This is a genomic window from Pseudochrobactrum saccharolyticum, from assembly GCF_008801715.1.
GTDB lineage: Bacteria > Pseudomonadota > Alphaproteobacteria > Rhizobiales > Rhizobiaceae > Pseudochrobactrum > Pseudochrobactrum saccharolyticum.
The window spans coordinates 119,909-139,364 of sequence record NZ_VZPG01000004.1 but is presented as its reverse complement, the minus strand read 5'-3'; the positions used below and the strand labels follow the sequence as shown (position 1 = coordinate 139,364).

Here is a 19,456-nt window from a genome sequence, read left to right as displayed (position 1 = left end):
TGAAAACATGCATGATCCTGCCGGACTGCTCGCAGAGCGGTAACCGGCACGGTCGTTTGTTCAATGCGGAGATAATTATGGCACTTCACTTTGCACCGGAAGAATTTGCGGCACGCCGTGACCGGCTGATGCTCTGCATGGCTGAGAACAAGCTTGATGCATTGCTGCTGTTCTCTCAGGAAAGCATGTATTGGCTGACCGGCTATGACACTTTCGGCTTTTGTTTTTTCCAGTGTCTGGTCGTCAAGCAGGACGGCAGCATGGTGCTGATGACGCGCTCCGCTGATCTGCGTCAGGCGCGCCACACTTCTACGATTGAACATATCGTGCAATGGACAGATCGCGAAAACGCCAATCCTGCGGTTGATCTGCGCAATCTGCTCAATGATATGGATCTGCTTGGTGCCCGCATCGGCGTTGAATATCAGACCCACGGGCTGACCGCCGCCAATGGCCGCAAACTGGATGAGCAGCTGAACAGCTTTGCCAAGGTGATTGATGCTTCCGGCATGGTTGATCGCCTGCGCCTGCTGAAAAGCCCTGCAGAAGCCGATTATGCCCGCAAGGCTGCAGCCTTGAGCGATGCCATTTATGATGCGGCGCTGGAGCAGGTACGCAGCAATGCCAATGAGGCGAATATTCTTGCCGCGATGATGGAAGCAAACTTCCTCGGCGACGGCGATTTTCCGGCCAATGAATATATTATCGGCTCCGGCCCTGATGCCCTGCTCTGCCGCTACAAATCCGGCCGCAGGCAAATGTATAAAAACGACCAGCTCACGCTGGAATGGTCCGGTGTCTACCGCCATTACCATGCGCCGATGATGCGCACAGTACTGACCGGCAAAGCCACCAAGCGTCATGAGGAACTGTATCAGGCTGCACATGAAGCCCTGATGGCTGTGGAAGCCGCCCTCACCCCTGCTTCGACATTCGGCGATGTTTTTGAAGCCCATGCCAAAGCACTGGAAGCGCATTCCCTGACGCGGCACCGCCTCAATGCCTGCGGCTATTCTGTTGGTGCACGCTTCACACCGTCATGGATGGATCCGCAGATGTTCTATGCGGGCAATGCCGAGCGCATCGAGCCGGATATGACGCTGTTTGCCCATATGATTATTATGGATTCTGAAACCAATACGGCCATGACTTTAGGCCAGACCTATCTGACCACCAACGGCCCTGCCGAAAGCCTGTCGAAAAGCAGTCTTGATCTGGTGATTATTTAACAGGAACTGAAGCCGATGCCGGTTACTTTATCTGCCTCTGTTGATGCTTCATTTAAACGGAAAGCAACACTGCCGTTGCCTTTTAAATCCTCCGCAACAGTACCGTTGCTTTTTAAGTCTTCCGCAACATTACCGTTGCTGGTATCAGCCCTTCTGCTGGCTGGTTGCTCCTCGCAGACGACCAGTGAGAAAAGCGCGGCGTTTGCCCCGCTGACCTCTGATTTTGGTCAGCCCGCACAGGCTGCTCAGGCACCTTTGAATATGGCCAAGGTGCGTAATTACAAACTCTATATTGCACCGATCATCGGCGCACCGCTGGAGATTGTGACACCGCTCTCATTGCGTTTTGACACAATCATAAAAACACAATCCATCACTCTCGCCTCGAATATGGAAACCGAAGCCGATTATATTCTCAAAGGCTATCTGTCCAACCTCACCGAGAATAATCAGACTTCTGTGCTTTATGTCTGGGATGTTATGGATAAGCAGGGCAATCGCGTCCATCGCCTGCAAGGTCAGGAGAAAGTCTCCGGCAAAAACGGCTGGTCGTCTGTTCCTGCGACTGTGATGGGCAAAATTGCCGATGATACGCTGGCAGACTATTTCCGCTGGGTCTCGGCCAACGCTCCGTAAACAGCTTCAATCGCGATTAAACATCAGGTGAGACTCAGTTTCACCTGATCCTGCCGGTCATGTTAAGCCTGTTCTCAGAAACTTCACACAAACGTGTCTTTTTGGCCTATAGAGAGCATGAAAATGCAGCTTTTGTGAAATATCGGGGCATTAATGCTGCCCTGCGGCTTTTGTACCCTTGCAATACTGGCCAAGCTTTGTAAAAGGCCGCTCATCCAGCCAGTGTTGTATGAAGAAATGATGCATAGCTGCTGAAGTTGAAATTCTATGAGACGGACGGGTTGCAGACCCTGAACTCTCACAATCAAACCCGGATACAGGGAATCCGCGCATGACCAATGCAAAATGCATTCAAGGTTTATGCGCTAGGCAAACCAGCGCCAGAGGCAAAAAAGCATGAAACTTTTCGCGGGCAACTCCAATCGTGTCCTAGCAGAATCCGTCGCAAAACATCTGAATATTCCGCTCGGCAAAGCCGTTGTAAAGCGTTTTGCCGATCAGGAAATCTTCGTGGAAATTCAGGAAAATGTGCGTGGTGAGGACGTTTTCGTTCTGCAGTCCACCTCTTATCCGACCAATGACCACCTGATGGAACTGCTGATCATGATCGATGCATTCCGTCGTTCTTCAGCACGCCGCATCACTGCAGTGCTGCCTTATTACGGCTATGCCCGTCAGGATCGTAAACCAGGCCCGCGCACACCGATTTCCGCCAAGCTGGTTGCCAATCTTATCACTGAAGCCGGTGCAAACCGTGTTCTGACCCTTGATCTTCATGCCGGTCAGATTCAGGGCTTCTTCGATATCCCGACCGACAATCTCTATGCTGTTCCGGTTATCGCCCGCGATGTTAAAGCCAATTACGATACATCCAATGTGATGGTGGTTTCGCCTGACGTTGGCGGTGTGGTACGCGCCCGCTCGCTGGCGAAGCGCATTGATGCGCAGCTGGCAATCGTTGACAAGCGCCGTGACCGTCCGGGTGAATCGGAAGTTATGAACGTCATCGGTGATGTGACCGGCAAAGACTGCCTGCTGTTCGACGATATCGTTGATTCCGGCGGCACACTTTGCAATGCGGCTGAAGCCCTGCTAGCCAAAGGCGCAACCAGCGTTACCGCCTATATCACCCATGGTGTTCTCTCCGGCGGCGCGATTGCCCGTATCACCAATTCCAAGCTGAAAGAGCTGGTTATCACCGATTCCATCCAGCCAACCGCTGCAATTGATCAGGCACACAATATCCGCGTTCTGTCGATCTCCGGTCTGATCGGTGAAGCGATTGCCCGTACCGCTGCGGAAGAATCCGTATCCAGCCTGTTTGATTAAAAACTGCTGGTTATCTGAATTGAAAAAGCCGGATCATTGATCCGGCTTTTTTGTTTTCTTCTTCACAAAGACAGTGCATTCTTTCTCTCAAACGGAGGAGAATGCATCATGTCAGATCCCATACTCTATACGAATCCGATGTCGCGCGGACGTATTGCCCGCTGGATGCTGGAAGAAACCGGCTCTCACTACACTACACAGATCGTCCCTTTCGGTCCGGTTATGAAAGATGCGGAATACCGGTCGATCAATCCGATGGGTAAAGTACCGGCATTGCAGCATAACGATCACATCATCACCGAAACAGCTGCGATCATCGCCTATCTCGCCGATGTTTTTCCGGATGCTAAACTCGCACCAACCGCAGACGAGCGGGCAAAATATTATCGCTGGCTGTTTTTCGGCGCAGGACCTGTGGAAGCGGCTGTCAGCAACCATGCCAGCGGCTTTAATCCGACAGAAGAACAAGGCCGGTTTATCGGATACGGCTCCTATGAAACCGTTATGGATGTGCTGGATCAGGCGCTGTCAGAAACGCCTTACATCACCGGCGACCGCTTTACCGCAGCCGATGTCTATGTCGGTGCGCAAGTGAATTTCGGACTGGGGTTCAATACAATTGAAAAACGCCCGAGCTTTATCGCATACAGCCAGAGACTGCTGGAGCGCCCTGCCCTGCAACGGGCAACAGCGCTCGATGATGCCGATATGGCGAAAATGAAAGCCTGATTATTCTGCAGCCTCGGCGCTGTCCGCGCTTTCATCCGGCCCGTTCGGATCACCGGCTGCGGTTTCACAACCCATATCGGGAAATGCAACAATACGCATGCCCTTGAAGTCATTTCGTACAACCAGCAGGCCGCGCTCTTCAAAATAAGTCAGCAGACGACGGGCGCGGCTGGTGGAGTGGCTACCATAGGCACGCGCCAGCGTGGCGTCAGACGGACATGGCGCCCCTTTGACCGCAGCCTGCGCCACAATCAGGAATACACCCTGCACATCATCGGTCAGGCTTTCTGACAATTGCAGTGCAGTCTGCCACTTCTCATCATCAATCAGCTCATCCCCGCCGCTGGCCTGTGCCACAGCAAGACGACGACGGAATGCCGGTAACGCCAACGGCTCACCCGGCACACGGTGAATACGGCAGCGCACCAGAAAATCCTGATACAGTACTGCCACAGTGCGATAAGCGGCTTCCGGATCTTCGATGATCTCGGTCATCACCTTATCCAGCAGCTCTTCACGCTCGGCTTCCACCAAGCCCGGAAACAGCGGTTCATCCGGCACTTCGGCTTCCGGCTTGGCTTTCACAACCTGCTCCAGAATTTCTGCAATCGGGCGCGGCGGTGGTGGCGGCGGCGGCGGACGACGCACAATCATCTTCGCTTCAGCCGCACTTGGCGTAAAAATCAGATCAGCCGCATCAACCGGAGAATCCGGCAATGGCATCAGTTTCGGGCTGGATGAGCGCGCAGAAGTTTCCACCTTGCCGATTTTCACCGGCAGCGGACGGCGCGACAAGGCAGGCCCCAACGCCACAAAATGGCCGCGCTGCAAATCACGGAACTGTTCTGCCTGACGGCGATCCATACCCAGCAGATCGGCCGCACGCGCCATATCAATATCAAGAAAGGTACGCCCCATCAGAAAGTTGGAGGCTTCAGCCGCCACGTTCTTGGCAAGCTTTGCCAGACGCTGCGTGGCAATGACACCGGCCAGTCCGCGCTTACGGCCACGGCACATCAGGTTGGTCATGGCGCTCAGCGAGATTTTACGCGCCTCATCCGAAACCTCACCACCGACAGAAGGTGCAAAAAGCTGCGCCTCGTCGACAACCACCAGCATCGGATACCAGTAATCACGGTCAGCATCGAACATGCCATTGAGAAATGCCGCAGCGGCTTTCATCTGTTGGTCAATATCCAGACCTTCGAGATTAACCACCACAGACACACGGTGCTGGCGGATACGCTGGGCAATACGGGTCAGTTCAGCCTCGGTACGCGCGGCATCAACCACCACATGGCCGTAAACATCGGCCAGCGTGACAAAATCACCTTCAGGATCAATGATGCACTGCTGCACCCACGGTGCGCTCTGCTCCAGCAAGCGGCGCAGCAGATAGGATTTACCGGAACCGGAATTACCCTGAACCAGCAGACGTGTGGCCAGAAGCTCTTCGAGATCGAGCATAGCCGCGGTGCCGTTCGTTGTGGCTCCCATGTCGATGCCGACCTTCATATGACCTCCTGAAATACACGTGAAAAAACACCCTGATGAACGGGTGTGATAAAATAAGATTCGGGATATGGAACTTGTCTATCAGCTATGTATCATAACACCAAGCCACGAAGCGCGCGCATTTAGCACGGCTGCGTCTGAATACACAGCGACAGGCACTATAAGGGGCAAAAATGCCAGTCTTGTGCACAAAAACTTGCACTCACAGGTTTTATCGCTTATGAGAGCGCATCCGCGTAGACACCCTTGGAGGCAACGCGGAATGATATGCCCGCATCATCGCTGTTTTTGCTGCGTATTTCGCGGATATATCATGTTTCGGAATCTCACCTGATTTTGCGGAACACTCCAAATTACTTGATAAGGAAAAGCCATGAGCGAAGTTAAAACTCTCAAGGCCGTAAAACGCGAACGGGCTGGTAAGGGGTCCTCCCGTGCACTTCGCGACAACGGTCAGATTCCAGCAGTCATCTACGGTGACAAGCAGCCTGCTATTTCGGTCGCTATCGACTATAAAACCATTTACTACCTGATCTATGGCGGCGGCTTCAAGTCTACCGTTTTCAACATTGATGTTGACGGCCAGACCATCAAAGTTCAGCCTAAAGACTACCAGATGGATCGCGTTAAAGACACGCCTCTGCACGTAGACTTCATCCGCGTAGCATAAATTTCAAGCCTTCAGGCTTCTGATTTATCAAACATCTCCGGTGCAAACCGGAGATGTTTTTGTTTGTGATACCAGCACAGCCTGATAAAACGCTTGCCATATCTTACTCTCGGAGACGACCATGCTGCTGATAACCGGCCTCGGCAATCCCGGTGCGCAATATGCGCGAAATCGTCATAATATCGGTTTTATGGCCGTGGATGAAATTCATGCCCGCCATCGCTTTTCGCCATGGTCGAAAAAGTTTCAGGGTTTGATTTCCGAAGGCATGATCGACGGCGAGAAAGTACTGCTGCTCAAGCCGCAAACTTTTATGAACCTTTCCGGTCAGTCTGTCGGCGAAGCGATGCGTTTCTATAAGCTGGCAATCAGCGATCTCATTGTAGTCTATGACGAGCTTGATCTGCCGCCAGCTAAATTGCGGGTCAAAGCCGGTGGCAGTGCCAATGGTCACAATGGTATCAAGTCCATCGACCAGCATATGCACGGGTTGCTGAACTCCAAGGAATATCGCCGTATGCGCCTTGGCATCGGCCATCCGGGTTCGAAAGATCTGGTGCATCATTATGTGCTGGGTGATTTTGCCAAAGCCGACAATGAATGGCTGGATCTGCTCTTTACCGGCATTGCTGACAATCTGTCCTATCTCGTCAAAAAAGACGATAACGGCTTCATGAATAAGCTGTCGCTTGTCATGGGCGGCAAGCAGGATGCCAAAGCAGAGGCACCGGTAAAAGCTGCACCCAAAGCCCAGAGCCATATCCGTCAGGCACGGCAGAATAATACGATTGCCCCCAAAGTTCCGACAACCGGCCCTATGGCCGATATGCTGGCCAAACTCTTCGGCAAAAAGGGCGACTAAACACAAAACGCGCTGCAAGCTGCAATTTTCAGCGGCTTTTTCCCGCAATTTACACCACTGCCCTTGACCTGTGCTTGCCCCATAGCGCATAGGCAATGGCAATATTCATTACGTTTCATGCTGAAGGATAAGGGCTGAACCGCGCCATTGCCGGTCGTTCTTAAAATTCGCACCAGACCGGATAAGGTTCTACCATGGGTTTCAAATGCGGTATCGTTGGCCTGCCAAATGTCGGCAAGTCCACCCTCTTCAACGCACTGACCAAAACAGCTGCCGCACAGGCTGCAAACTATCCTTTCTGCACCATTGAGCCGAATACCGGTGAAGTTGCAGTGCCGGACAGCCGTATGCGCCAGATCGCAGACATTGCCGGTTCAAAAGAACTGATCCCGACCCGCATCAACTTTGTTGATATTGCCGGTCTGGTACGCGGCGCTTCCAAGGGTGAAGGTCTGGGCAACCAGTTCCTCGCCAATATCCGTGAAGTCGATGCGATTGTTCATGTGCTGCGCTGCTTTGAAGATGATGACATCACCCATGTTGAAGGCCGTATTGATCCGGTCTCCGATGCGCAGACTGTTGAAACAGAACTGATGCTCTCCGATCTCGAAAGCCTTGAGCGCCGCATCGTGCAGATCCGCAAGCGCGCCACCGGCAAAGACAAAGAAGCCACAACCGTTCTGCCGATGATGGAAGAATCCCTGAAGCTGCTTCAGAATGGTGAGCCTGTCCGTATGCTGCTGAAAGGCATTGCACCGGACGATCTGCTGATCCTCAAAGGCCTGAACCTGCTGACTTCAAAGCCTGTGCTTTATGTCTGCAATGTCGCTGAAAGCGATGCAGCAAACGGCAACGAGCACACCGAAGCTGTCGCCAAAATGGCAAAAGAACAGGGTGCGGAAACTGTTATCATTTCCGCAGCGATTGAAGCGGAAGTTTCGCAGCTGCCGGATGAAGATGCACAGCTGTTCCTTGGTGAAATGGGTCTGGAAGAGCCGGGTCTCGACCGTCTGATCCGTGCGGGCTACAGCCTGCTTGATCTGATTACTTATTTCACTGCCGGACCAAAAGAAACCCGTGCATGGACTGTGCATCGCGGTGCTAAAGCTCCGCAGGCAGCCGGTGTGATCCATACTGATTTTGAACGCGGCTTCATCCGCGCGCAGACTATCGCGTTTAATGACTACGTTACCTTTAAGGGTGAAGTCGGCGCCAAAGAAGCCGGTAAAGCCCGCGATGAAGGCAAGGAATATGTGGTGCAGGACGGCGATGTGATGCTGTTCAAATTCAACACCTGATTTTATATATCACCGAATTTAAAGCCCTGCTCTGCAGGGCTTTTTTTTGTATCTGTGCAATTTAACAAAACATCATTTGACGTTTACGTAAAAGATCATAGGATACAACACCGAAAACAAAGCAGCCACATATCACTATTGCACGGCAGCTTGTCATATAAACGGAGGAGAGTGCCGTTGAGCCAGCCCCATTTCACCTATAATGATTTTATCGTCGGCGACAGCCTGCAACTCGGCTCCAAGCTGGTGACTGCAGAAGAAGTCATTGCCTTTGCCAGCGAGTTTGACCCTCAGCCTTTTCATATGAGCGAAGAGGCAGGCAAAGCGTCAATTCTCGGCGGGCTTTCCGCTTCCGGCTGGCATACCTGTGCCATGCTGATGCGCATGATGGCTGACCGGTTTATCAGCAATTCCGACAGTCAGGGCGCACCCGGCGTGGAATATGTCAAATGGCTGAAACCTGTACTGGCCGGAGACACAATCAGCGCAACCACAACAGTGCTGGAAAAGCGTATCTCTCGCTCTCAAGCCTCACTCGGCATCATCCGGCTGAACCACAAGATCACCAATCAGAATGACATTCCCGTTTGTGAAGCACAGGGTTCAATTTTCATGCGCGTAAATATTCAGGAGGCGTGATGATGGAAAAGACCAGCAAGCCATCCATTCTTGAAGAGAATATCGGCAAAACAGTTACCATCGGCTCTTATGAATTTACCGAGGCGAAGATTATCCGCTTTGCAGAAAAATATGACCCGCAAGTCTTTCATACCGATCCGGTTGCAGCCAAAGAAAGTTTCTTTGGCGCCCTCTGCGCCTCAGGCTGGCACACCACTGCGGTCTGGATGCGCCTGAATGTGCAATCCATGATTGGTATAATTAAAACCTGCATGGAGCGCGGAGAAACGCCGCCGGTTTTCGGCCCCTCACCCGGCTTTGAAAATCTGCGCTGGGAGCATCCGGTCTTTGCAGGTGATGTGATCGCTTATACTGCACAGATCACCGGTATTCGCCCGCTGGCGACGAAACCGGGCTGGTCTATGCTCAGTCACCACTCCACAGGTACAAACCAGCATGGTGAGCGCGTGATGCAATTTGACGGCGCCGCTCTGGTGAAGCTGCCCTGATCGTAAGCACATTAGAAATATAAAAAGCCTGCCTGATTGCTCAGGCAGGCTTTTTATTAGAGCGCCGTGCGCCCTATTGGGCGCTACACAAGGTCGCTCTAACACTTAAAAATGAGAGCATAATTTTTACCTTAAACTGATCCAAGTTGAAGAAATTATGCTCTCATCTCAGAGATAAGCAGACTTAATCGCCTTCAAATTCCAGCAAGGTGCGAACCTGCACACCGAGCTCTTCCAGCTTCTTGCGTCCGCCAAGATCAGGCAGATCGATAATGAAACAGGCAGCAACAATTTCAGCTTTCATCTGACGCAGCAGATTGACCGCAGCAACAGCTGTACCGCCCGTTGCGATCAGATCGTCAACGAGGATGACCCGTTCACCAGGATGGATCGCATCGCTATGCATTTCCATTTCATCAAGGCCATATTCCAGACTATAGGCAATACGCACAGTCTCATAAGGCAACTTGCCTTTTTTGCGGATCGGCACAAAACCGGCCGACAGCTGATGCGCCATTGCGCCACCGAGAATAAAGCCACGGGCTTCTACGCCGGCAATCTTGTCAGCTTTGCCACCGGCAAAAGGAAATACCAGTTCATCAATCGCACGGCGGAAAGCCTGAGGATTGCCCATCAGTGTCGTTACATCGCGAAACATTACGCCCGGACGCGGATAGTCCGGAATTGTACGCAACGAAGCCTTCAGAAACTCTTTGGTTTCATCATTCATGGCAAATCCTCATTTGTAACTCTCTGGTTGGCTCTATCCGTTCAATCCTCTGTTGAGACAGATAATCGCCATCCGGCGTTATAGCGCTCTGTTTACCGGCTACGCACAGTAAGCAGATAAAACAGATCAAACTTCACATAAAAAAGGACGCCCTAAGCGCCCTTTTTCTTATTTATAGGATCACACGATCAGTGTGAAGCCAATTAGTGCTTAATACCCGCAAAAACACGACGTTTCGTTGCGTAAACAATTGCACCCAGCAACAGCAGGAACACGATAACGCGGAAACCGGTTTTCTTACGATCTTCCATATGCGGCTCTGCAGCCCACATCAGGAACGCAGAAATATCGCGCGAATATTGCTCAACCGTTTCCGGCGAACCGTCATCATAAGTCACCTGACCGTCGCTGAGTGGCTTGGCCATAGCAAGCGACTTACCGGCAATAAAGGCAGGGTTATAATGCGTGCCTTCCGGAATTTGCATACCTGCAGGCGGTGTCTCATCATAGCTGGTCAGCAGGGCGTGAATATAATCAGGACCCGCTTCCGCATATTGTGTGAAAATATCAAACACAAATGTCGGGAAACCACGCTCAACACCACGCGCCTTGGCGATCAGCGAGAAATCCGGCGGAACTGCATTATTATTGGCAGCGGCCGCGGCTTCCGCATTCGCGAAAGGTGACGGGAAATAATCGCCCGGACGCGCTGCACGGGTGAACATTTCACCATCAGCATTCGGGCCGTCCTGCACTTCATATTCCGCAGCAAAAGCTTTGATCTGGTCATCATTATAACCAAGATCGCTCAGCGTGCGGAACGGTACCAGTTTCATCGAATGACAGGCGGAGCAGACTTCCTTGTAGATTTTCAGGCCGCGCTGCAACTGTGCCTTGTCATAAGTGCCGAAAGGCCCTGCGAATGACCAGCTTTCCTGTGTCGGATGCTTGATCGGGTAATGTGCCGGTTCTGCTTCACTGCCCGCAGTCTCAGCCTGTACAGCGCCCAGTGTGAGCGCTGTGGCCAGACCGAAAGCAGCAAGACCGGTAAAGAACATTTTCATAACTGTACTCTTCCTATCTGGTGCTGCAATCAGGCTTTAGCATCTGCTTTTGCAACTTCATCATCCGAACCGAGAACCGCTTCAGTGATGGAGTTTGGTATACGCTTCGGCTTTTCAACCAAACCGAGTACCGGCAGAATGATGATAAAGAATGCGAAATAATACAGCGTGCCGATCTGTGCCATCAGAGTATAGACACCCTCAGCAGGACGGGAACCGAGCCAGCCGAGGAAAATCGCATTGGCGACAAATACCCAGAAGAACATCTTGAACCAAGGACGGTAAACCGCCGAACGTACCTTCGATGTATCAAGCCATGGCAGCACAAACAGGATAGCAATCGAACCAAACATCACCAGAACACCGCCGAGCTTGGAGTCGATCGGGCCGATATTGAAGGTAATCGCGCGCAGCATCGCATAGAACGGCAGGAAGTACCATTCAGGAACGATATGCGCAGGGGTTACCATCGCATTTGCTTCAATATAGTTATCCGGATGGCCGAGATAGTTCGGCATATAGAAGACGAAATAGGCGAAGAAGATGAAGAACACGACCGCGCCGAATGCGTCTTTAATTGTCGCATAAGGTGTGAATGGCAGTGTATCTGTCTTCGTTTTCACTTCAATACCGGTCGGGTTTGTCTGACCGGTCACATGCAGTGCCCATACGTGCAGCACAACAACACCGGCAATCATGAACGGCAGAAGATAGTGCAGCGAGAAGAAGCGGTTCAGTGTCGGATTATCCACGGCAAAACCGCCAAGCAGCAGCTGCTGGATCGGTTCACCGATAATCGGAAACGCCGTAAAGAAGCCGGTGATAACGGTCGCACCCCAGAAGGACATCTGTCCCCATGGCAGCACATAGCCCATGAATGCGGTTGCCATCATCAGCAGGAAAATGACCACGCCGAGGATCCACAGCAGCTCACGCGGTGCTTTATAGGAACCGTAATACATACCGCGGGCGATATGCAGGTAAACCGCAATAAAGAAGAAGGATGCACCATTGGAGTGCATATAACGCAGCAACCAGCCGGAATTGACATCACGCATGATCTTTTCGACCGAGCCGAAAGCCAGCTGGGTGGATGCTGCATAATGCATAGCCAGCACAATACCGGTCAACAGCTGAGCGATCAGCATGAAGGCCAGAATGCCGCCGAATGTATACATATAGTTCAGGTTACGCGGAACCGGATAAGCAATAAACGAGTCATAGACGAGGCGCGGCAGAGGCAGCCTTGCGTCAACCCATTTTTCGATACCGGTCTTTGGCGTATATGAAGAGTGTCCGCCGCTCATAAAATTTCTCCTCAGACCACTCAACCGACTTTAATGACGGTGTCGGAAATGAATGCAAATTCCGGAATGTGCATGTTTTCCGGTGCCGGACCGCTGCGGATACGGCCAGCCGTATCATAAGTCGAACCGTGGCACGGGCAGAACCATCCGCCGAATTCACCGGCTTCACCAAGCGGCACGCAACCCAGATGGGTGCAAACGCCGATCATGACGATCCAGTTTTCTTTGCCTTCACCGGCAGTGCGTTCCAGATCCGAAGCCGGTGCGTCGGCTGCCAGATTGGCATTACGCGCCAGAGGATCCTTCAATGCAGACATCGGCGTGTTTTTGGCATCTTCGATTTCTTTAGCCGTACGGTTACGGATAAATACCGGCTTACCGCGCCATTTTACTGTCAGCGATCCGCCTTCCGCGAGGGACGAAACGTCCACTTCAATGGATGCCGCCGCAAGGGTTGAAGCATCCGGCCGCATCTGGTCGATAAATGGCCATGCCAAGCCGGCAGCACCGACTACGCCGGCCATTCCCGTCGCTATGTACAGAAAATCACGCCGTGTCGGCTCAGCTGTGTCGTGTGCGCTCACGTACCACTTCCTTTTTGACTTGCATGTTGAACTGTCCTCTGTTGTCCGCGAGCACATTCGTCCGTAATTATGTGACGTTTTGTGCTGAGAGCTGTAAGACCTGAAAACAGATACAAACCGGACATAACTCCCCCACCTTGTTCAAGGTTTAGGCATGATAAAAAAGCTTGTCCAGTCATCTGAGGCACTTACGGCACCATGTCGCAGGCATGGAAACCGGCAAAGTGAAGGCCGCACTATGGTCAAAAAACGGCTTTCCTCACCCGTATCAATGGCAAAGCACCTGTGACCATTTCGTGCAAAATCACACGGGGCAGAACAGGCAAACGGCCATTCCGCACCTGTATAAAATTACCTGCGAACAGTTTTTAAAATAAAACCGCGCTCTGCCCGAACCGGTCAGGAAACCCGGTTTACTGATATGCAATATAAAATAAGAACCGGCAGGCCGCAGATGCAACAACCGCATAAAGAGTTACAAAAACGTCATAAAACACTGCATTTCCGTCATCAACCGGCATAAGAACTCTGTTTTGACCGATCACGCGCAAAGTTCACACGGGGAGAATTCTCCCCGCTATTCAGATTTCCTCATCGGCCTCACCAAGAAAGCCACCGGACTGACGCGCCCATAAACCGGCATAAATACCACCCGAAGCAATCAGCTCGTCATGCGTACCGCTTTCGGCAATCCGGCCATGATCCAGCACAACCAGACGATCCAGCTGCGCAATTGTCGACAGACGATGCGCAATAGCGATCACGGTTTTACCCGCCATCAGCCGCGTCAGATTTTCCTGAATGGTTGCCTCGACCTCTGAATCGAGAGCTGATGTGGCCTCATCAAGAATAAGAATCGGCGCATTTTTCAAAACGGCACGGGCAATACTGATTCTCTGCCGCTGTCCGCCAGACAATTTAACGCCGCGCTCGCCGACAAAAGCATCATAGGCTTTACGACCTTTGTAATCCTCCAAGGCGCCGATAAATTCCTCAGCCTCGGCCTGACTGGCGGCAAAGCGCAGCTCTTCCTCAGATGCATCGGCTTTCGCCAGCATAATATTGTCGCGCAAAGAGCGGTGCAGCAGTGCCGTCTCCTGACTGACCACCGCAAAAGCCGCACGCAATGAGCTTTGCGTCACATCGCGCACATCCTGCCCGTCAATGCGCACAGAGCCGGTATCAACATCATAGAGCCGCAGCATCAGATTTATCAGCGTGGTTTTACCGGCACCGGAGTGACCGATCAGACCGACACGCTCACCGCCGCGAATGGCAAGGCTGATATCACTCAGCACACCGGCCTTCACCTTGTTTTCATTCTCGGAGCTATAACGGAAAGTCACATGCTCAATATCAATAGCACCGGAAGTCACTTGCAGCGGCTTGGCATCGCGTTTATCTTCCATGCCGAGCGGTGCAGAGATCAGCCGCATGGAGTTTTCAATCACACCATAGGAACGCAGCATACCGTTCATCTGCATCATCAAACGACCAAGCAGCATATTCAGACGCAGAACCAGACCGAGCGTGAAAGCCACCTCACCCACTGTCGCCTGACCTTTGGTCCACAGATCAATCGAGAATGCCGCAACCAGCACAATCATCAGGCTGGAAAGTGCAGTCATGGAAACGCGCATTCCCGTCAGCGTGCGCATGAAAGGCAGCATGGTCTTGATATAGCTGGCAAAGCCTGACCGCAGATAGGCCTGATCCATATCCGGCGTATTCAGCTTGATGGTCTGAATATTGGTATAGCTGTCGACGATACGACCGTTAATCAGCGAACCGGCCTCAGCACTGGCCTCGGCCTGTTTACGCATGGTCGGCAGATAGAGGCGTGCGATCCACGCGAATAACACCATCCACACCACCACCAGTACCGCAAGCCGCCAGTCGAGCTGACCGAACAGCAGCAATGTTGTGATGCTGTAAATAATCATAAACCAGACAACCTGAATGAAACTGGTAATCAGATCACCGGCCGCCTGCCCTGCCTGCCAGACTTTGGTAGCGATACGGCCTGAAAAATCATTCTGGAAAAACGCATAGGACTGACGCAACACATAGGAATTGGCCTGCCAGCGGATCAGATTGTAAAATCCGGGCGTAATTGTCTGGTCATCCAGCAAGGAGCTGAGCGCGGTCATCAGCACCCGCACCACCAGCACGATAAACCCCATGGCCAGCAATTCATAACCGGCGCTGATATAAAGACCGTGCCAGCTACGCTCCATTGCACTCTGGTCAAGAATATCAACAATGCGTCCGGTAAAATAGAACAAGCCAGCTTCCAGAAGCGGCAGAATACCACCAACGATCAGAGCCAGCAGCAAAGGCCAGCGCGCCTGATAAATATAATGCCAGAGAAACCGCATTGTGGTTTGCGGCGGGCGTTTACCGTCGAAATCCTGCAACGGATCAATCCAATTTTCAAACAGACGGTAAATCATATTCATCGGGAAGGCCTTTCCGCAGCATCCCGCAATAATTACAGGCAGGAAGGCGCATGCAAACAGAATCGGCAAGCAAATTGCTGATGTTTTTAATATATAAAATAAAAAACTTTCCGTCCGCGATTAACGCCGGGCATAATATTTAAAAGACTGAAAACGTACCCGCCGCCGCTCTGGCAGAGCGGCGGCGGGTGTTTTTCTCTACTTGAACAGTGATTATTCAGCAGGCTCAGGCAGCGCCTGTTTTTCTTCTTCATCATCAAAGCCGAGGAACCCGCCGGACTGACGTGCCCAAAGCGAAGCATAAATGCCGCCCTGCGCAATCAGCTCTTCATGGGTGCCGTCTTCGATAATGCGTCCCTGATCCATGACGATCAGACGATCAAGCGCGGCAATGGTTGACAGACGATGGGCAATGGCAATCACAGTCTTGCCTTCCATCAGCCTGTACAGACTGTCCTGAATTGCCGCTTCCACTTCGGAATCAAGCGCAGATGTCGCTTCATCCAGAATAAGGATCGGAGCATCCTTCAGGATCACACGGGCAATTGCCACACGCTGGCGCTGCCCGCCGGACAGTTTCACACCACGTTCACCGACATGCGCGTCAAAGCCCTGACGGCCTTTCGGGTCAGTCAGATGCGGCAGGAACTGATCGGCCTGCGCCTGCGCAACCGCTTCCAGCATCATTTCATCCGTTGCATCAGGACGGCCATAGCCGACATTATCCCTGACGGAACGATGCAGCAGTGAAGTATCCTGCGTCACCATACCAATATTGGCGCGCAGACTGTCCTGTGTGACTTTGCAAATGTCCTGACCGTCGATCAGGATTTTACCCTGCTCCAGATCGTAGAAACGCAGCAGCAGATTGACCAGTGTGGACTTACCCGCGCCGGAGCGGCCGACAAGACCAACCTTCTCACCCGGACGGATATTCAGCGACAGATCATTGATGATGCCTTTACCCTTGCCATAGTGGAAACCGATGCGGTCAAAGGTGATCTCACCGGAACGCACATGCAGCGGTTTTGCACCTTCATGGTCAATCACTTTGCGCGGTTGCGCGATCGAACGCATACCGTCTTCCACTGTGCCGATATTTTCGAACAGTGCCGACATTTCCCACATGATCCACTGGGACATACCGTTCAGACGCAAACACAGCGCAATACCGATGGCCACCGCACCTACAGAAGCAACATTGTCCATCCACAGCATGATACCCAATGCACCGACTGAAAACAGCAGCAAAGAGTTCATGAAATAGAGTGAACCGAAGAACTGCGTCACCATACGCATCTGGCGGTTTACTGTACCCTGAAACTGCTCAAGACTGTCACGGACATACCCTTCCTCGCGCTGTGTGTGCGAGAACAGTTTGACCGTGGCAATATTGGTATAGCTATCAACGATACGGCCGGTCATCTCGGAGCGGGCATCGGCCTGTGCTTCGGAAATCACCCGCAGGCGCGGAATGAAATAGCGAAGCAGACCGACATAGGCCAGCAGCCAGACAATGAACGGGATCATCAGGCGCCAGTCAGCCGTGGCTGCGATGAAAATTGTACCGGTAAAATAGACCGCTACATAGACCATCACATCCGCAAATTTGATAACCGTCTCACGCACAGCCAGTGCTGTCTGCATCAGTTTGGTGGAGATACGTCCGGCAAATTCATCCTGAAAGAATGTCATCGACTGACGGATCAGATAACGGTGCATCAGCCAGCGTATCCGCATCGGGAAATTCCCGATCAGTGTCTGGTGCAGAACCAGAGATTGCAGCAAAACAATCAATGGCAAAATCACCAGAACAACACCGCCGATCAGCGCCAGCTTCCAGCCCTCCTGCTGCAGGAAGGTTTCACGATTATGCTCACTCAGCCAGTCCACGACATTGCCGAGAAAAGCAAACAGCGACACTTCAAAGATTGCGATCAGCGCTGTCAGAAAGGCCATCACAATAATCCAGCCCCACGCGCCGCGGCTGTAATACATACAGAATTTGAACAAGCCCTTCGGCGGTTGTTCAAGCGGAACATCCGGATAGGCGTTCAGCTTCTTTTCGAACCAACGAAACATTTTCGACCTCAAATACGGGCTATCCCGTGCGAAAACCAATTCCCCCGCATCATTTTCGTAAAACGAAGACGGCAGGGGTCAGTTTTGATTCATTTGGGTTCTGCCATTCACTTCAACAACTGAATATGAGGCAGAATTTCAGCATTTTTAAAGCATCGGAAAATCAACGGGCACAGAACCCGAAACACTCAGATGCGGTTTGAGGATTAAATGCGTGAGTACACTTAACCGGAAGATAGATGGAAGAATCGTATTTGACCTGCGGATCCGACGGCACAACTCATCATCGGTTTCAGGCTATCAGGTGGTTTGCTACAGCAATCTGATATATACGCTCATTTTAACAGTCCCGTTCAGCGCAACGCCCGCAAAAACAATTCGGAAGAAGATACCACAGCTTCGATTGGTGCGGTACCCGCCATGAAAGTTACCGGAGCGGGGTTAATCACGCCGGATACAGGTGCGGCTGCAACTGGGCAAAGATTCAAAGAAATCTTAATATTCATCACAGCCTCCTTCATGGTCAATCTGATAAAATGGATGCTCCGTATAGCACCATGTTATTTTACCGGCTAGTCACTGCTGGTTCTTTTCTCTTCACTTTACCGAGAACACATTAAACTGTGACAGATTGCACACAATTCTTATTGTTGGAAATTTTATGCTATAGGCCGCTTATCTGATGTCACCCGAAACAGAAGCAACAGCCTGATGACAATACATATCGCCCTCTTCCAGCCTGACATTCCCGGCAATACCGGAACCATCCTGCGTATGGCAGCCTGTCTCGGACTGGCCGTGCATGTGATTGAACCAGCCGGTTTTGACCTCTCCGATCGCGGGCTGAAACGTGCGGGCATGGATTATCTGGAACAGGCAGCGCTGACCCGCCATCTCGACTGGGAGCATTTCAACAACTGGCGCTTGTCTGAAAACCGCAGACTGGTGCTGCTCTCCACCAAGGCGGCACAACCCTATACGGATTTCAGCTACCGGCCGGATGACATTTTGCTGTTTGGCCGTGAATCTGCCGGTGTGCCGGACTATGTGCATGAGACCTGTGAGGAACGGATCATCATCCCGATGGTCGAAGGCGCACGCTCACTCAACCTCGCGCTTTCGGTGGCAATGGCCGCCGGAGAAGCTATTCGACAGGGCAAAACTAGAATAAATCTTTAAATATCAGTCAATTAAAAAGAATAACAGAATCATATTCTGATCCACTTGAATCAGAATATGAGCAAACAGCGCTAACCTGTTTAGTCAGAGCTTGGCAGACGGCGGATGGTGAATTCGATCACATCATTCGGGCGCACATACCAGCTTTCAATTTCTGTCCAGTAAGCGGCTTTCGGATAGGTTTCAAACCATTCCCGCGCTTTAACCCGCGCTATGCTGCGAGGCAGTGAAAATGTTTCGCGGATATAGCCGTCGCTGATATTCGGCTTCACGCCGGATGCTGCTTTGCGCATCTGCCTGCGCAAACCTTCCAATGGCGGTTTCGGCGGAATGGATGTCATAAGCGATCTCCTTTACAGCGCCCTGACGGGCTCAAAAGACAAAGCAGAATAAGCACCACGCTCAACACTCAAATATGTTTACACACACTACAAGCAGAAGCTGCACAGGGACTTACAACTCTACAGAGCATGTCTCCCAAAAGTGGAAACCGGTTTTGGGATCAAGACATGCGTCAAAACAAATTGTTAGAGCCAGCATCATGAATTCCACTAAATGCGACACGCTCTTATGCAATTTACAGCAGAATCTCATCCGAAACGAGTCATTTCCGCGCCTGTTATCGCTGTAAAGTATGAACGAAATCTGTCATTTTC

General features: G+C 51.8%; 18 protein-coding genes and 1 pseudogene. 10 read left to right on the top strand and 9 right to left on the bottom strand.

Translation table 11 applies throughout. The features are described from left to right. Positions 1-77 precede the first annotated feature (77 nt). The 4 genes from F7P81_RS12940 to F7P81_RS12925 all read left to right on the top strand — a co-directional run bounded on the left by F7P81_RS12940 (position 78) and on the right by F7P81_RS12925 (position 3,923). Complete coding sequence (locus F7P81_RS12940) at positions 78-1,229, top strand: M24 family metallopeptidase (protein WP_151159808.1); 1,152 nt, start codon at positions 78-80, stop codon at positions 1,227-1,229. A 15-nt stretch (positions 1,230-1,244) separates the two neighbouring features. Continuing rightward, entirely contained in the window at positions 1,245-1,865 is a 621-nt protein-coding gene (locus F7P81_RS12935) for a hypothetical protein (RefSeq protein WP_151159807.1), read from the top strand. Positions 1,866-2,261: 396 nt separating this feature from the next. Next, positions 2,262-3,194, top strand: coding sequence for a ribose-phosphate pyrophosphokinase (locus F7P81_RS12930; protein ID WP_075656032.1), 933 nt, complete (start codon positions 2,262-2,264; stop codon positions 3,192-3,194). Positions 3,195-3,302: 108 nt separating this feature from the next. Next, positions 3,303-3,923: a glutathione S-transferase family protein gene (locus tag F7P81_RS12925; protein WP_151159806.1), complete on the top strand. Its 621-nt coding sequence runs from the start codon at positions 3,303-3,305 to the stop codon at positions 3,921-3,923. Here the strand turns inward: F7P81_RS12925 and F7P81_RS12920 are convergent, their stop codons facing one another. Next, entirely contained in the window at positions 3,924-5,438 is a 1,515-nt protein-coding gene (locus tag F7P81_RS12920) for an ATP-binding protein (protein ID WP_116087823.1), read from the bottom strand. Positions 5,439-5,811: 373 nt separating this feature from the next. Here F7P81_RS12920 and rplY point away from each other — a divergent pair. From rplY to F7P81_RS12895, 5 genes and pseudogenes are all read left to right on the top strand, one after another. Continuing rightward, positions 5,812-6,105, top strand: a pseudogene (gene rplY / locus F7P81_RS12915) (50S ribosomal protein L25); the annotation flags it as partial. Positions 6,106-6,229: 124 nt separating this feature from the next. Next, entirely contained in the window at positions 6,230-6,970 is a 741-nt protein-coding gene (pth, locus tag F7P81_RS12910; protein WP_151159805.1) for an aminoacyl-tRNA hydrolase, read from the top strand. 194 nt (positions 6,971-7,164) lie between these two features. After that, the gene (ychF, locus tag F7P81_RS12905; RefSeq protein WP_116087826.1) at positions 7,165-8,268 is read left to right on the top strand and encodes a redox-regulated ATPase YchF; all 1,104 of its coding nucleotides are present in this window, start codon (positions 7,165-7,167) and stop codon (positions 8,266-8,268) included. 177 nt (positions 8,269-8,445) lie between these two features. Further along, complete coding sequence (locus F7P81_RS12900) at positions 8,446-8,907, top strand: MaoC family dehydratase (protein WP_151159804.1); 462 nt, start codon at positions 8,446-8,448, stop codon at positions 8,905-8,907. A gap of 2 nt (positions 8,908-8,909) precedes the next feature. Continuing rightward, positions 8,910-9,395: a MaoC family dehydratase gene (locus F7P81_RS12895; protein WP_075656373.1), complete on the top strand. Its 486-nt coding sequence runs from the start codon at positions 8,910-8,912 to the stop codon at positions 9,393-9,395. Positions 9,396-9,579: 184 nt separating this feature from the next. On the opposite strand, the gene F7P81_RS12890 is transcribed toward F7P81_RS12895, so the two are convergent. The 7 genes from F7P81_RS12890 to F7P81_RS17135 all read right to left on the bottom strand — a co-directional run bounded on the left by F7P81_RS12890 (position 9,580) and on the right by F7P81_RS17135 (position 18,127). Next, on the bottom strand, positions 9,580-10,125 hold the full coding sequence (locus tag F7P81_RS12890) for an adenine phosphoribosyltransferase (protein WP_022710126.1): 546 nt from the start codon (positions 10,123-10,125) through the stop codon (positions 9,580-9,582). Positions 10,126-10,328: 203 nt separating this feature from the next. Then, entirely contained in the window at positions 10,329-11,189 is an 861-nt protein-coding gene (locus tag F7P81_RS12885; protein WP_022710125.1) for a cytochrome c1, read from the bottom strand. Positions 11,190-11,218: 29 nt separating this feature from the next. Next, complete coding sequence (locus tag F7P81_RS12880; RefSeq protein WP_022710124.1) at positions 11,219-12,496, bottom strand: cytochrome b; 1,278 nt, start codon at positions 12,494-12,496, stop codon at positions 11,219-11,221. A gap of 20 nt (positions 12,497-12,516) precedes the next feature. Then, positions 12,517-13,080, bottom strand: a complete 564-nt coding sequence (gene petA, locus F7P81_RS12875) for a ubiquinol-cytochrome c reductase iron-sulfur subunit (RefSeq protein ID WP_028233437.1) — start codon at positions 13,078-13,080, stop codon at positions 12,517-12,519. 581 nt (positions 13,081-13,661) lie between these two features. Beyond that, positions 13,662-15,539: an ABC transporter ATP-binding protein gene (locus F7P81_RS12870; RefSeq protein ID WP_151159803.1), complete on the bottom strand. Its 1,878-nt coding sequence runs from the start codon at positions 15,537-15,539 to the stop codon at positions 13,662-13,664. A 213-nt stretch (positions 15,540-15,752) separates the two neighbouring features. Next, positions 15,753-17,621, bottom strand: a complete 1,869-nt coding sequence (locus F7P81_RS12865) for an ABC transporter ATP-binding protein (RefSeq protein WP_151159802.1) — start codon at positions 17,619-17,621, stop codon at positions 15,753-15,755. Positions 17,622-17,974: 353 nt separating this feature from the next. Next, positions 17,975-18,127 (bottom strand): hypothetical protein, encoded by a 153-nt coding sequence (locus tag F7P81_RS17135; protein WP_170265284.1) that lies wholly within the window; start codon positions 18,125-18,127, stop codon positions 17,975-17,977. Positions 18,128-18,332: 205 nt separating this feature from the next. On the opposite strand from F7P81_RS17135, the gene F7P81_RS12860 reads away from it, so the two are divergent. Further along, a complete protein-coding gene (locus F7P81_RS12860; protein WP_183956652.1) occupies positions 18,333-18,800 on the top strand; it encodes a tRNA (cytidine(34)-2'-O)-methyltransferase in 468 nt (155 codons plus the stop codon). A gap of 80 nt (positions 18,801-18,880) precedes the next feature. Here F7P81_RS12860 and F7P81_RS12855 read toward each other — a convergent pair whose 3' ends face one another. Beyond that, entirely contained in the window at positions 18,881-19,141 is a 261-nt protein-coding gene (locus F7P81_RS12855; RefSeq protein WP_022710117.1) for a hypothetical protein, read from the bottom strand. Between the last annotated feature and the right edge of the window lie 315 nt (positions 19,142-19,456).